Source organism: Rhizobium sp. YAF28 (assembly GCF_052113285.1).
In the GTDB taxonomy this organism is placed as follows: Bacteria; Pseudomonadota; Alphaproteobacteria; order Rhizobiales; family Rhizobiaceae; genus Rhizobium.
Genome location: NZ_JBFRCX010000008.1, coordinates 161,957 through 176,516 on the forward strand (window position 1 = coordinate 161,957; position 14,560 = coordinate 176,516).

The window sequence follows — 14,560 nt, forward strand, 5'->3', positions numbered from 1 at the left end:
ATGCGTTGATCTGGATGGCCCGGTCAGGCACACGCGGCCGCGATTTGCGTGCGCAATATGACGACCATCTGGCGTCAAGCGGGCGCTAATATGGCTGGACCGAGATGGGTGCGTTTGAGAACTCCGCTCCCTTCCGCATCGGATGCCGGTTACGGCAATCGCGTGCACAATGCCGCGCGATCCTCGGGGAGTTCGTTCCACGCCTTCGGCCAAAAATAGAATACAAATTCTATATACTAAATGATGATAGGGCTAGCTTGATCCCGTATCAATTTCGGGGCTTTTCAAAATGGGCATCAAAGCCAAACGTACTGCCGCAACATTCCTGGCCGCATGGATGTCGCTTGCGGCACCCGCGTTCTCTGCCGATCAGCCGGTCAAAGGCGGGACGCTGATCTATCTGGAGCAGCAGGCGCATACCAATCTCTATTCGCCGGCCGGTGGCTTCTATCCGAACGGCGGTATTCTCAACCAGATCACGGACAAGCTGACCTACCAGAACCCAAAGACGCTCGAAATCGAGCCGTGGATCGCTGAATCCTGGACGGTCAATGACGATGCGACGCAATACACGTTCAAGATCCGGCAGGGCGTGACATTCTCGGACGGTTCGCCGCTCGAAGCCAATGCGGTTGCCAAAAACTATGACGTCTACGGTCTGGGCGACAAGGGTCTCAAGCTTCCGGTATCGGAAGTGATCAACAATTATGATCACAGCGAAGTCGTCGATCCCTACACGGTGAAGTTCTACTTCAAGCGGCCATCGCCGGGCTTCCTGCAGGGTACCTCGGTCATTGGCTCCGGCCTGGTCTCCCTGAAGACGCTTTCCTTGCCATTTGAACAGCTGGGCGATGCGACGAAGATTATCGGTTCCGGACCGTTCGTCGTCGAAAGCGAAACCCTGGGCAAGGAATTATCGCTGAAAGCCCGTGACGACTATAGCTGGGGACCAGCCAAGCTGGAGCACCAGGGCAGGGCGTATCTCGACGGTATCAAATATATCGTCACTGGCGAAGACAGTGTCCGAATTGGAGCTCTTCTATCGGGTCAAGCTGACTTTATCCGCCAGGTACAGGCCTATGACGAGGAGCAGGTCGAAGCCCAAGATTACAAGATCTATGCCGCCCCGACACGCGGTGTGAACAACAGTGTTGTGTTCCGGCCTGACAATCCGCTCGTTGCGGACCTTCACGTTCGCCAAGCTCTTCTTCACGGAACCAACGCGCAGGAAATCGTAACGACGCTGTTTTCCGACCATTACCCTCAGGCAAAATCGATCATCGCCTCGACCGCCCAGGGCTATGTCGATCTCTCTTCCAAGCTGAACTACGATCCCGAGCAGGCCGCCAAGCTTCTGGACCAGGCCGGTTGGAAGCTCGGCGCGGATGGGCAGCGCGAGAAGGATGGGCAGAAGCTCGTCCTGACCGCTTATGAATCGCTGCCGCAGCCACAGAACAAGGCGACGCTTCAGCTGGTCGCCCAGCAATGGGCAAAGCTTGGCGTGACGCTGAACGTGTTGGCTGGCGACGCAGGCAGCAAGACGTTGGACGATCTCGATCCGGCAAAAACCCCGGTAGCACCAGCGATGGTCGGCCGCGCCGATCCGGACGTGATCAAGAGCAACTACTATCCGAAAAACCGGGACGTTCTGCGCCAGAAGGGCGGTCAGAGCGACAAGGTGAAGAGCTTCGTCGACGACAAGCTCAACCACCTGTTAGAGGGCCTCTCCTCTGAACCCAATCGTGATAAGCGCCTCGCCATCGCCGCCGACATCCAGAACTACGTCCTCGACCAGGCCTATGCCATTCCAATCTTCGAGGAGCCGCAGGCCTTTGCGGGTGCTCCCTACGTCAACGGCGTTGCCTTCGAAGCCGTTGGTCGACCCTCCTTCTACAGCACCTGGCTTGCCGAACATTGAGGAGTACAAGCTGGCCCGGCGTGGCCGGGCCAGGTTTGGAGATCGTCATGGCTAAATATTTCTTCTCGAGGATCGGACAGGCATTGCTCGTTTTATGGGCTGCCTTTACCGTTTCATTCGTCCTGCTCCAGGCCTTGCCCGGTGACGCGGTCCTGATCAAGTTTCAGAACCCGGACTACGGACTGAGCCCCGAACAGATTGCCGACATCCGCGCCGCCTATGCGGCGGACGGGACGATCTTTTCGCAATATCTCCATGCCATCGGCAATTTTCTCACCGGAAACTTCGGCTATTCGCTGCAGGCTGGCGTCGCGGTGCGGGATCAAATCGCGACCAATCTTCCGCCAACCCTTTGGCTTGCCGGACTGGGTCTTCTTGGCGCCATCCTGCTGTCAGTCTTGATTGCGATACTTGCAAACCTGCCGCCCTTGAGATGGCTTCGATCGCTGGCGCACTCGATCCCTTCTCTCTTCATCTCGGTTCCGACCTTCTGGCTCGGAATCATGCTGATCCAGATTTTTTCGTTCCGCTTCCGGCTTGTCCCGGTCATCAATCCAGGTCCGTGGCAAGGCTTGATCCTGCCTGTCCTGACCGTTGCCGTTCCAATTTCCGCGCCTCTCGCCCAGATCCTCCTGCGCAACATCGATGAGGTGCTCACTCGCCCGTTCGTTCCGGTCGCCCGCGCCAAGGGGGCTTCACATGTCTGGGTCCTGTGGCGGCATGTGGCCAAAAACGCCCTGCTTCCCGTGATGACCGTGGCAGGCCTCCTCTTCGGAGAGTTGATTGCCGGAGCGGTCATCACGGAAACCGTATTTGGTCGTAACGGCATCGGAAGCCTCGCAGAGCAGGCTGTCAATTTCCAGGATGTCGCTATCTTGCAGGCGATCGTCGTTATCTCCGCTGCAGCCTTCGTCGCTATCAATCTGGCCGTGGACCTCCTCTATCCGGTCTTCGATCCGCGCCTGAGAACAAAGCTGGGGGACGCCTGATGAGCCACGTCGAAGCGCCCGAACGTCATTTCAATATCGATAGCCCTGATCCGGTCGACTGGACGGCACCGGCGAGCCGGGATGCTCTTTGCGATACAAAGTCGATCAACCGAAAGCGGCGTCTTGCTATTGAACCAGGCCTGTTGCTTGCCTCATTAGTGCTCGCAATCGTTCTGCTTTGGGCCATCGCGCCCGGCCTGTTCACGTCCTACAATCCGATCGAGGGAATTCCACGTCAGCAGTTGAAGCCACCAAGTGCGCTCCATCTGCTTGGCACCGATTCTCTGGGTCGTGATCTCTATGCCAGGCTTGTCTACGGGGCGGTCCATTCGTTGTCGGGGGCACTCGCTGCGGTTGGCATCGGGCTGGTTGTCGGAACAACACTTGGGCTTCTTGCCGGATCCTTGGGTGGATGGGTTGAAACTATCGTCATGCGGATCGTCGATGTCCTGCTCTCCGTTCCCGTGCTCCTGTTGTCGCTCAGCATCATCATTCTCCTGGGCTTCGGCACGATAAACGCTGCGATAGCAGTCGGCGTGACCTCGATCGCGAGCTTTGCCCGTCTGGTTCGGTCGGAAGTCGTCACCGTCAGACGAAGCGACTATGTCGAGGCGGCCTTCGGCAGTGGTGGAAGCTTCCTGAAAGTGCTCTGGCGGCACATCCTCCCCAACTCCCTGACCTCCGTCATTGCCTACACCGCCCTGCAGATCGGTTGGGCGATCCTGCAACTGTCGACGCTCGGTTTCCTCGGCTACGGTGCACCGCCGCCGACCCCAGAATGGGGCCTGTTGATTGCCGAAGGACGAAACTATGTCGCGACCGCCTGGTGGCTGACGGCCGCCCCGGGGATCGTCGTTGTCATCGTGGTGTTATCGGTAAACCGCATCAGCCAAGCCATCGGAAAGGGATCTCGATGAACCGCCCTCTCTCCAACCCTGTCGACGGCAGCGCCCGATCGGAACCTGTCCTCGACATATCGGGGCTGACAGTCGGATATCAAGATGGTGACCAGGTCCGTGTGGCCGTCCATGAGATCGATTTCAAAGTGGCTGCCGGTGAAGTGGTCGCGCTGGTCGGTGAGTCCGGCTCTGGGAAAACCTCTTCGGCTCAGGCGATCATCGGTCTGCTCGCCGACAATGGCCGCATCATCAGCGGTACGATCCGGCTCAATGGAACGGATGTTACCGCCTGGCCGCAAAAGCGCCTCGACGCGATCCGTGGCTCGATTGTGAGCCTGATCCCGCAGGATCCCGGAAACGCGCTGAACCCGGTCAAGACAATCGGCAAGCAGGTTGCGGAGATCCTTGCCATTCATGGCCATGCAACCGGGCCCGTCGCCTATTCGCAGGCGATCGAGCTATTGGAACGGGTCGGCTTGTCGGAGCCCAGGCTTCGCGCGCAGCAATATCCCCATGAGCTTTCCGGCGGCATGAAACAACGCGTTCTCATTGCAATCGCGATCGCATTGAAGCCGGCTCTGATCATCGCCGATGAGCCGACCAGCGCACTCGATGTCACAGTGCAGAAGCATATCCTTGATCTCATCGACGAATTGCGCAGCGAGTTCGGGACGGCGGTGCTTCTGGTCACCCACGATCTCGGTGTGGCGGCCGATCGTTCGAACCGGCTCATCGTCCTGAAGCAAGGCCGCATTCAGGAACAGGGCCGCACAGCCGACATCCTCGCAAACCCGAAAAGCGCCTACACAAGACAGCTTCTTGCGGATGTCCCGTCCTTGAACTTGAAAACGCGTCGCACAGAAGCCAGGCACCTGAGCGGGCCCGCAACCGACGACGTTCTTGTTGTCGAGAACCTTGTCCAAGACTTCGGTCTCAGCAAGAGCGATAGCTTTCGTGCAGTTGATGACATCTCCTTCCGGGTTCGCCGTGGAACCACTCACGCGGTTGTCGGCGAGTCTGGCTCAGGCAAGACCACCACGATCCGGATTGTTTCGGCCTTTCAGAAGCCGACATCGGGGAGGGTGATTGTCGATGGTCTCGACCTTGCCACTCTGCGCGGGGAGACCCTGCGACAATTCCGCAAGAAGATACAGCTGGTTTACCAAAACCCGTTTGGATCCCTCGATCCCCGCCAGAGCATCTTCCGTATTGTTGAAGAGCCGCTTTTAAACTTCGAGCCTTTGTCCAAAGACGAAAGGGCAAGACGCGTGGCAACGACAATCGAGAGGGTTGGCTTGCCCCTCGACGTCCTGCAGCGCCGGCCTCGAGCATTATCGGGTGGACAGCGCCAACGCGTTGCAATTGCCCGCGCCTTGGTGCTGAAACCGGAAATTCTTGTACTCGACGAAGCCGTATCGGCCCTCGACGTGACCGTGCAAGCGCAGATCCTTGCCTTGCTCGACGAGCTCCAGCGCGACCTCGGTCTGACCTATCTCTTCGTTTCCCATGATCTCGCTGTGGTCAGGCAGATCGCCGACACCGTCTCGGTCCTGAACAGCGGACGTGTCGTTGATAGCGGACCCGTAGAGGAGGTCTTCCGCAATCCGAAGAGCACCTATACGCGCGAGTTGATCGACGCGATCCCAGGCAAGAAACTTGTTCACCGTGCCATTCAGCCAACGACGTCTAATGCAGGAAAATAGCATGACCCGGACAGATATCCCGAAAAAGCTCGGCTTCTTCAGCCGAGTGCTTGATCAGGCGGACCCTGCCACCCGTTACCGGCTTGTGGCCGAGCAGATTATTCACGCCGAGGCATTCGGTTTCGACACTGCCTGGGTGGCGCAACATCATTTCAATGGCGATGAAGGCGGTTTGCCAGCCCCCCTGGTGTTTCTGGCCGATGTTGCCGCAAGGACCTCGCGCATCCGCTTGGGCACAGGTGTCATAACCCTACCTATGGAAGACCCGGTTCGTGTTGCAGAAGACACGGCCGTTCTCGACCTGCTTTCCAACGGTCGCCTCGAGGTCGGCTTCGGCACTGGCGGGACGCCTCAATCCTTCCTGCCGTTCGGACTGGAAAGCAGTAATCGCGGATCCGTCTACGCCAGGCATCTGGCAACGGTTCGTGACGCTTGGGCGGGCAGGGCGCTTGCCGGCGATAATTATCTCTATCCCGCCGGCGGGGACCTCGGCGATCGTGTCTGGCAGGCAACATTTTCTGTGGGCGGCGGTGAGCGAGCAGGGCGAGATGGCGATGGTCTGATGTTGTCACGCACCCAACCCCGGCCGGCCGAGACGCCGAAAGCGGAACTTTGGGAGTTGCAGAACCCGATCATCGACACCTATCTGGCTGCCCTCCCAAAGGGGCGTGCGCCGCGCATCCTGGGCTCTCGAAGCCTGTTCGTCGCAGACGACCGCAAAGAGGCACTTCATTTCGCCGAGATCGGTCTCAACCGCAGCGTCGAGCGCTTCATCGCCAACGGACACAAGGTCAACGCATCGACGACCGCAGAGCTCATCAAGGCCTTCGACGTCCACGTCGGGACGCCTGATGAGGTGATTGCCTCTTTAAAGGCCGATCAGTCGCTCGCACGGGTCACCGATCTCGTTTTCCAGGTCCATTCGGTCGATCCGCCTCATTCCTACATCCTGCGCTCACTGGAATTGATCGCAACTGAGGTCGCACCGGCGCTCGGATGGCTGGGCGCCACGCGCAATTCTCAACCGCAGCGTCACGCTGTTACAGCCTAATTCATTGGAGGGAAATTCCATGTCGTCATCGAAGTCATCGTCAAAGGATGTGATCGAACTTCTGGCCGGGATAGAACCTGGCTCATTCGTGGATCGAATTCGTGCCGAGCGGCCGGAAACCAGGCTCAATGCGCAGAAGAGCTATCTGGCGCTGTTCGAGCCCCGCGAAGAAGGCGATGTTACGCGTGGAGAGCGACTGGCACTCGCCACTTTCGTCGCGAGGCTCCACCAGGCCGACGAAGCGAGCGGGTTTTACGATGCTGGTCTTAACGAATTGGCCGGCGGATCTTCCCTCTCCGCCGCGGTGAGGGCCGAAGTGGATCATGGCGTGACCAATGGTCCCTATGGTTCCTATCCCGAGGGTCCTTTATCCCCCGAAAACAAGGAAGGGCTTGTCTTTGCCGTGTCCGATTTTGGCCGCGCGGTATTGGGAAAGAAACTGAGCGCAGGATTGGAGCACACCCATCTCTTGGTGTTTCGTCCACGCGACGCCAGTCCGAATGCACTTCAGAGCCTGTTGGATGCAGGCTGGTCGACGACCGGGATCGTCACGCTCTCGCAGATCGTCGCGTTTCTCTCGTTCCAGATCAGGGTGATCAAGGGGCTCAAGGCGCTTGGCGCCGCTGGCGCCGGACAGGCTGCCTCCTCGGCAGCTGCAGAATAGGAAGCTTGATATGACTGAATCGGTTATTCGTCCGAACGTCGAAAATTCTCCCAACGTCTTCACGCAAGATGAAATCGGCTGGACGCCTTGGCTTGAACCTCTCTTCGAGTCCGATCTTACAGACCGGCATTGGGCAGGTCTTGTGGATGCTGCGCGGTCCAAGTCTCCATACTTCATGCTGCTCGTCCGAGATCCGGACACGCTGGAGGCGCGCACGAAGACGGACAAGGACATATTTTATAATACGACATCCGGCCTGCCTCGTGCGGAAAGGGAACTTGCCGCAACGGCCGCCTCGCGTACGAATGGCTGCATCTTCTGTGCATCCGTTCACTCGCGGTTTGCCTCCTATCACTCCAAGCGGACCGAAGACGTGGAACGGCTTCTGAAGGAAGGCACAGAAGTGGATCTCGGCAGCCGTCGCTGGAACGCGGTGGTCGCGGCATCGGTCGCGATCACTGCAACGCCCACGACGTTCGACGTCGAGGATATTGTGGGTCTTCGGGAGGAGGGGCTGTCGGACCTGGAGATTGCCGACGTTATTCACGGGGCAGCCTTCTTCAATTGGGCGAACCGACTGATGCTCTCGCTCGGTGAGCCGACGCCCGCGGGCCGCTAACGTCCATCCCGAAGGTTGAGGCGGGACCCGAAAAGTCCCGCCCGCTTCGCACCTGTCTGATCTGACAGGTTCGGCTGGGCGTAAGCAGCGCCAGTGACGGTTGGCGAAGGCTTCCCGACGATAAGCGTCCGCCGGCGATCGCCAACAAAAGAATTTTATTCCGGCATTGCCTTGAAAACGCAACGGTCGCCTTTTGTCTATTAAGCCGACAATTTTTTACCGCCTCGACCGCTGCAAGCCGGACCTATTTTTGCGTCAGCCAGGCCTTCACCTTGCGGCTGAAGGCATCCGATAGCCTACCCCAGCTGCACAAACTCTGAAACCGGAGTACCCCGTTTGGCGGCATCTCCTTGCGCTTGTGCTCAGGTCCGCTTGCCGTCCCGGCCCATCACGTCATATAGACGCCACCGGTAACGTTGATGCCCTGGCCGGTCATAAAGCGGGCGCTGTCAGAGCATAGGAAGACAACGACGTCGGCGACGTCCTCAGGTGTTTCGATGCGACCGAGCGGTGTTTGCCCGACATATTCGTTGAAAACCTGCTCCGGCGTGATGCTTCGCAAGGTGGCTTCCCACTCGATCTCGCGGCTCTGCATGCCGGTCTTGACGAAGCCAGGGCAAACAGCATTCACCCGGATCCCCTGGGGAGCAAGCTCGCGCGCCAGCGCCTGCGTCCAGCCGAGCACCGCAAACTTGCTCGCGGAATAGTGCGCGAGAAGCGGGGCGCCGACCTTGGCGGCCAGCGATGCAGTGTTGACGATGCAGCCGCGGCCCTGTTCCGAGAAATGACGCCCGGTGATCTGGTTGGTCAGGAATATGCCGCGAGTGTTCACATCGAAGTTGAAATCCCATTCCTCGTCGGTCAGTTCCAGCGCCTTCTGCATGGTCGAAACCCCGGCATTGGCGATCAGGATATCAATGCTGCCCAGTTTCTCCAGCGCGGTCGAAAAAGCCGCCTGCACCGACGCGCGCTTGCGCACATCGACCTCGAGGGCAATCGCGCCGTTTCCGATTTCCTGCGCCGCCTTTTCAGCAGATCGCACATCGATATCCGCAATGGCGATCGTTACGCCCTGCCGTGCGAGCGCCTTTGCGATGGCAAGACCGATGCCGGTACCGCCTCCGGTAAGGAAGGCACGGCGCTCGCGTAGTTCTGGGAAACTCGGATGAGTCATGACTGCTCCTTATTATGCTGCACCACGATAAGAAACAAAATCGAACTTATCAAATGTTTTTTTTGTTTGCTTGCGTTCGTTTCTCTGTCTATGCTTTCGACATCTCACACCGGACGGGTCGTTTCGCCCGGAAATGTCTGACGCCGCTAAAGGATCTGGAAATGGTTTTTGACTGCTTTGGAGCCCGCAAGAAAGTCGTGATCTCCATGGCCCATATAGGGGCGCTGCCGGGTTCTCCGCTCTATGATGCCGATGGCGGCGTCCAGAAACTGATCGATGGTGTAATGTCGGATGTGGAGAAGCTCCAGGCCGGCGGCGTGGACGCCATCATGTTCGGCAATGAAAACGACCGCCCGTATGTGTTCAAGGGCTCGCCGGAAGGCATCGCGGCCATGACGGCTATCGTGCAGGCGATCAAGCCGTCGCTGAAAGTACCGTTCGGCGTCAACTACCTGTGGGATCCGCTGGCCAGCGTCGCTATCGGGGCCGTCACCGGCGCAAGCTTCGTACGCGAGATCTTCACGGGCCTGTTCGCCTCAGACATGGGACTGTGGCAGCCGGATTGCGCCGGCGCCGCGCGCCTGCGCGCCACTCTCGGCCGCAAGGACATGAAGATGCTGTTCAACATCAACGCGGAATTTGCCCATTCTCTCGACCAGCGCCCGATCGCTCTTCGCGCCCGGAGCGCCGTATTCTCCTCGCTTGCCGATGCGATTCTCGTTTCGGGCCCGATTACCGGCCAGCCGGCCAATCAGTCGGACTTGCGCGATGTCTGCGACGTCATAAAGGACGTCCCGGTCTTCGCCAATACCGGCGTCAACATCGACAACGTCCGGGATATTCTCGGCATGGCGCAGGGTGTCGTCATCGGCACCCATTTCAAGGTCGACGGCAACACCTGGAATGCGGTTGACGCAAGTCGCGTCAAACGCTTCATGGACGTAGTCGAAACATTGCGCTGAGACGGAACCGCTTTATGACCGTTGTTCTTGGCCTGGATATCGGGACGACCTCGACCATCGGCATCCTGGTCGGGCTACCCGACCGCATATTGGCGACCGCTACCCGACCGGTCACGCTTTCCTCCCCCCACGCCGGATGGGCCGAGGAGGACCCGGCCGAATGGTGGGCCAATGTGCGCGCCATCGTGACCGAACTCCTGAACGCGAGCGGCATCGAAGCGTCCGAGGTCAAGGCCGTCGGCGTCACCGGCATGTTGCCGGCGGTGGTGCTGCTTGACGGCGAGGGTAACGTGCTGCGTCCGAGCATCCAGCAGAGCGATGGCCGCTGCGGGGCGGAGGTTGCCGAACTTCGGCAGGAATGGAACGAGCCCGATTTTCTGAAGCGAGCCGGCAATGGCATCAACCAACAACTCGTCACGGCCAAGCTGCGCTGGATCGAGCGGCATGAGCCGGACGTCTTCTCCTGCATTGCAACTGTGTTTGGCTCCTACGACTACATCAACTATCGCCTGACAGGCAGCCGGGCCATGGAGCAGAACTGGGCGCTCGAAGCAGGTTTCGTGGATATTTCGATGGGCCTTGTCGACGAGGACCTGATCCGCCTTGCCCATGTCAGGCCAAACGTCCTTCCGCCCAAGCGGGCTTCGCACGAGATCATGGGCTTGATCGATGCCCGCGGCGCGAGCGAGACTGGCCTGGCGGCCGGCACGCCAGTCGTCGGCGGCGCGGCGGACATGATCGCCTCGGCGCTCGGGGCAGGTGTCATTGATGCGGGCGACGTGCTCCTGAAATTCGGCGGAGCGGTCGACATTCTCACAGCAACCGATCTCGTCAAGCCCGATCCGCGCCTGTTTCTGGACTACCATCTCGTGCCGGGCCTGTTCATGCCGAATGGCTGCATGTCGACTGGCGGTTCGGCCCTCAACTGGTTCGTCGAGACATTTGCCGGAGGCGAGCGGGAAGCGGCGCGGGCCGCGGGGCGAAGCCTTCATCAGCATCTTGATGTCCTGGCTTCTGCCAAACCTGCAGGCGCGGACGGGCTGACCATTCTGCCATATCTGCTCGGGGAGAAGACCCCAATACATGATCCCGCAGCGCGCGGCGTCATTGAGGGGCTCACGCTTTCGCACGATATCGGCCATCTCTGGCGAGCCCTCCTGGAGGCCTATGCCTATGCGATTCGCCACCATATCGAGGTTCTGGTCGATATGGGCCACCATCTCAGGCGCTTCCTCGTGTCTGATGGCGGATCGCAGAGTACCGTCTGGATGCAGATCGTTGCGGATGTGCTGAATGCGCCGGTACAGCGCCTGTCCGGTCATCCTGGCTCCTGCATCGGGGCGGCATGGACGGCAGCGATCGGCGTCGGCCTTGAAAACGACTGGCGGGGCGTGACCCGCTTCGTCACCTTCTCCGAAGTCCTGCAGCCGCAGGCCGAGAACGTTGCTTCATACCGGGAGGGTTACCTCCGCTACCGTGACCTCTACGAACGGCTCGCGCCGCGCTGGAGAGCCGGCTCGTGAGTGATGCTGGCTTTCTGGCCGTTGCGTGGGATATCGACGGAACGCTGGTCGACAGCGAGCCGTTGCACCATCGCGCACTTGTGGCGGCATCGCGGGGTTTCGGCGTCGACCTGTCCGATCTTCCGGATATGGCGTTTCGCGGCGTCCACATGGGCGACGTCTGGAAGCTGTTGCGCTCCCGCCTGCCGCAAGGGCTCGCAGAACAGGAATGGCTGGACGCGATCAATCGGTACTATATTGAAAACCGGCACAGCCTGCAGGCCGTGCCAGGAGCGGTCGAAACCATCCGGATGCTCGCCGATATCGGCATTCCGCAAGTATGCGTTTCCAATTCCTGCAGGCCCGTCGTCGACGCCAATCTCGATGCCATGGGCATTTCCTCCTGCATCCGTTTTTCGATCAGCCTCGATGATGTAGCGGAAGGCAAACCCTCGCCCATGCCGTATCGCAACGCGGCAGAACGCCTGAGGGTTTCGCCTGCATCGATCGTGGCTGTCGAAGACAGTCTCACCGGTCTCGTCTCCGCCAGGGCCGCAGGTCTCTATTCTGTGCTTTTCACTATGCAGGACGGCGGTCTCGAGGAAGAGGACACGGACCGACGACCGGATCTGACGATCGACGCGCTGGCCGGCGTCGCAGCGCTCTTTTCGACAGGCAATGCAACCAGTCATACGCGTTAGGCAAAATGTGCAGCCTGTACTTCCGCACAGAGGTGATCATAATCGCCTGTGCATGGCGTGTTTGATTCGAACAAGCTTTGTTTGAAACGCTTTCCCTTTCGGCTAAGCTAGCTTTTATCTTCGTCGCAACGGACATTGGCGACAAACGAAAGACAAGAGGCAGATGGCGAGGGAACAGTCGGCGTTGAAAACGAATGAACGGCCCAAATTCCTGGCGCAGGTCAGGCAGGCCGCAATTGTCGAAGCGATCGGCCGCTTCGGCTCAGTGACCGTAAGCGACCTGGCCCAGCAGCTCTCGGTGTCGGAAATGACCGTCCGCCGCGATCTCGTAGAACTCGAAAAGGACGGCAAGCTTATTCGCACCCATGGCGGCGCGGTGAAGCCAGATCGTGCGCCGGCGATGCCGGTCAGCGAAAGTGCCGACAGCGAAGAGCCAGCCTTCGAAACTCGCCTTGTTCGAAACGAGAACCTGAAGAAGCGGATTGCTTCTGCCGCCGTCGATCTTGCCGCGGGAGCTCGCAGCATCGCGCTCGACGTTGGAACGACCACCTATTTCGTATCGGAAACCCTGACGGTACGTCCGCATACGAAGATCTTCACCAACAGCATTCGCAGCGCCGCACATCTGGCCGGAAGGGGAGCGGAGATCTATCTCGCCGGCGGTCGAATCCGCGGCGAGGAAATGTCCACGAGCGGTTCTTCCGCCGTCAGTCAGTTCGAATCCCTGTGGTTCGACGTGGCCTTCGTCGGTGTTTCCGGCCTGACGCCAGAAGGGATCTTCGACTATTCGTTCGAAGAAACGGACATGAAGCGTATCTATCTTTCACGAGCGTCCCGGCGTGTGGTGTTGTGCGATTCAACCAAATTCAACAACATGTCTCTGGTGTATGTGGCCGCGTTGACGGAGTTCAATACGCTTATCTGTGACGAAATGCCGACGGGCGATCTCTACAAGGCGCTGACCAACGCAAACGTGGAAATTATCGTCGCCAATTGACCGGGCCAGTTCCGCATATCCACGACGCAGTGTCTCTAAATTCGGATCACGATTGCTTGCTGAGAACGTGCTTGTCCTTTGAAGACGTAAATGCGCATTGCATGTATTGATGGTGCGAAGGATAATCCGCTGGAAATTCCCCCGGAGCAGGGGAGGGAAGGTTGCTATTTGTTGTTTTTTGTTAGAGATTGTTCTTTATTCGTGAATTGAGCCCTATGGCTCATTTCCGATGGGCAGAAGTCTCCGGACAGAAAAACGGTGCGCGCGATCATGTTCACTTCCTTGAAAGCCATTTATCCCGATCCGTCGGCCGGGGAGCGGCTGCCCTCGTTGATCGCCGATATCGGCCGTCACAGCGGCGAGTTTCCGGTCCTGCTTGCCAACCATCTTCCCATGGTGCTCGAAGCCATGGGAAGGCTCGGCGCTTCACCCGCGCGGCTGGAGGAATATGCGGAGCATTACACGCGCATTCATGCCGTTCCCTTTCCGGCGGCGCCGGTCAGGCAGCTCGATGCCTCGAACTGGGAAACGGTGCTGGGGCAGCGCGAGCATGAGGGCGACCTGCGGCGCTTCTTCCAGGGGGTCGTTGCCGAGATAGGCGGGCACGCAGCCATCCGGCGCTACCTGCCACGCCTCTTTCCCGGCGTTGCCGCTTCCGCCACCCATGGATTGATGAGGCTCGCCTATGCGGTGCTTCGCAGCGACGATACCGAAATCGCCGTCGCGCTCGGTTACTGGGCGGCCACCTACCTGTCTTACGACGCCATTCCGGCCGATCGCCGGCGCGACGTCATCGATCCGGTCGCTCTTTTGCTCGACATGCATGCCGATCCACGGCTTCGCAATATCGACGCGCCGACCTATCTGCTCTGGAAATGGATCGAGGCCATGGGCAAGGTGCCGGCGTTTCAGGAGCGGCTCGGGCGTTTGGCGCCGTCGCCGGATCTGCTGGGCCGGATGCGTCCCGCATCCCTTGCGCTGTTTGCGGCGACAATGAGTTTCGAGGCCCTGCATGCCGTCACCGGCTGTCATTGGCTGCGGCTCGTCAGTCCCCATCTGGATGAGCCGCAACGCCTCGCCATGCATTTCTGGGAAGTCGTCATGGCGCTCTATACCAAGATTAACATGCCGGCGTTGCCCTCGCCGGAGGTCCTCGACCAATGGCGGACTGTGCCGGTGCCGCCGGATGAGATCATTGCCGCCGCTGCCGTCGCCTCAAATGACGAACACGACCATTCGCTGGTGTTTTCGGCATTCGAGGAGTTTCGCGATACCGGCGATCCGCTCTACAAGGTCGTCGCCGCGCGCCGCATGGGCTTGATCGATTTCCATGCGAATGCCCTTCAGGGGTAAGTCACGGGCTGAACGTCGGGAATATTCT

The 14,560-nt window shown here is 59.4% G+C and carries 13 protein-coding genes; 12 read left to right on the forward strand and 1 reads right to left on the reverse strand.

Annotated elements, in window-relative coordinates; translation table 11 throughout:
• Positions 1-289 precede the first annotated feature (289 nt).
• From AB4Z13_RS19620 to AB4Z13_RS19650, 7 genes are read left to right on the forward strand one after another with little or no spacing between them, the layout of a single operon-like run.
• On the forward strand, positions 290-1,918 hold the full coding sequence (locus AB4Z13_RS19620; RefSeq protein ID WP_442206555.1) for a TIGR04028 family ABC transporter substrate-binding protein: 1,629 nt from the start codon (positions 290-292) through the stop codon (positions 1,916-1,918).
• Positions 1,919-1,965: 47 nt separating this feature from the next.
• Positions 1,966-2,907: an ABC transporter permease gene (locus AB4Z13_RS19625; RefSeq protein WP_113320775.1), complete on the forward strand. Its 942-nt coding sequence runs from the start codon at positions 1,966-1,968 to the stop codon at positions 2,905-2,907.
• The gene (locus AB4Z13_RS19630; protein WP_113320776.1) at positions 2,907-3,824 is read left to right on the forward strand and encodes an ABC transporter permease; all 918 of its coding nucleotides are present in this window, start codon (positions 2,907-2,909) and stop codon (positions 3,822-3,824) included. Before AB4Z13_RS19625 ends, AB4Z13_RS19630 begins: the two co-directional genes overlap by 1 nt.
• Positions 3,821-5,509 (forward strand): ABC transporter ATP-binding protein, encoded by a 1,689-nt coding sequence (locus AB4Z13_RS19635; protein ID WP_113320777.1) that lies wholly within the window; start codon positions 3,821-3,823, stop codon positions 5,507-5,509. Before AB4Z13_RS19630 ends, AB4Z13_RS19635 begins: the two co-directional genes overlap by 4 nt.
• Before the next feature lies 1 nt (position 5,510).
• Entirely contained in the window at positions 5,511-6,560 is a 1,050-nt protein-coding gene (locus AB4Z13_RS19640; RefSeq protein WP_442206556.1) for a putative FMN-dependent luciferase-like monooxygenase, read from the forward strand.
• 19 nt (positions 6,561-6,579) lie between these two features.
• Positions 6,580-7,224: a CMD domain protein gene (locus AB4Z13_RS19645; protein WP_113320779.1), complete on the forward strand. Its 645-nt coding sequence runs from the start codon at positions 6,580-6,582 to the stop codon at positions 7,222-7,224.
• Positions 7,225-7,234: 10 nt separating this feature from the next.
• Positions 7,235-7,843: an alkylhydroperoxidase domain protein gene (locus AB4Z13_RS19650; protein WP_442206557.1), complete on the forward strand. Its 609-nt coding sequence runs from the start codon at positions 7,235-7,237 to the stop codon at positions 7,841-7,843.
• 388 nt (positions 7,844-8,231) lie between these two features.
• Here the strand turns inward: AB4Z13_RS19650 and AB4Z13_RS19655 are convergent, their stop codons facing one another.
• Positions 8,232-9,017 carry an SDR family NAD(P)-dependent oxidoreductase gene (locus tag AB4Z13_RS19655; RefSeq protein ID WP_442206558.1) on the reverse strand — a complete coding sequence of 262 codons (786 nt, stop codon included), beginning with the start codon at positions 9,015-9,017 and terminating at the stop codon, positions 8,232-8,234.
• Positions 9,018-9,178: 161 nt separating this feature from the next.
• Between AB4Z13_RS19655 and AB4Z13_RS19660 the strand changes: the two genes are divergently transcribed.
• The 5 genes from AB4Z13_RS19660 to AB4Z13_RS19680 all read left to right on the forward strand — a co-directional run bounded on the left by AB4Z13_RS19660 (position 9,179) and on the right by AB4Z13_RS19680 (position 14,532).
• Positions 9,179-9,979, forward strand: a complete 801-nt coding sequence (locus AB4Z13_RS19660; RefSeq protein ID WP_442206559.1) for a BtpA/SgcQ family protein — start codon at positions 9,179-9,181, stop codon at positions 9,977-9,979.
• A gap of 14 nt (positions 9,980-9,993) precedes the next feature.
• Positions 9,994-11,502: an FGGY-family carbohydrate kinase gene (locus tag AB4Z13_RS19665; protein ID WP_442206560.1), complete on the forward strand. Its 1,509-nt coding sequence runs from the start codon at positions 9,994-9,996 to the stop codon at positions 11,500-11,502.
• Entirely contained in the window at positions 11,499-12,182 is a 684-nt protein-coding gene (locus tag AB4Z13_RS19670; protein WP_113320783.1) for an HAD family hydrolase, read from the forward strand. Before AB4Z13_RS19665 ends, AB4Z13_RS19670 begins: the two co-directional genes overlap by 4 nt.
• Positions 12,183-12,345: 163 nt before the next feature.
• Positions 12,346-13,179, forward strand: a complete 834-nt coding sequence (locus AB4Z13_RS19675) for a DeoR/GlpR family DNA-binding transcription regulator (protein WP_113320784.1) — start codon at positions 12,346-12,348, stop codon at positions 13,177-13,179.
• 270 nt (positions 13,180-13,449) lie between these two features.
• Positions 13,450-14,532 (forward strand): questin oxidase family protein, encoded by a 1,083-nt coding sequence (locus tag AB4Z13_RS19680; RefSeq protein ID WP_442206561.1) that lies wholly within the window; start codon positions 13,450-13,452, stop codon positions 14,530-14,532.
• Positions 14,533-14,560 lie beyond the last annotated feature (28 nt).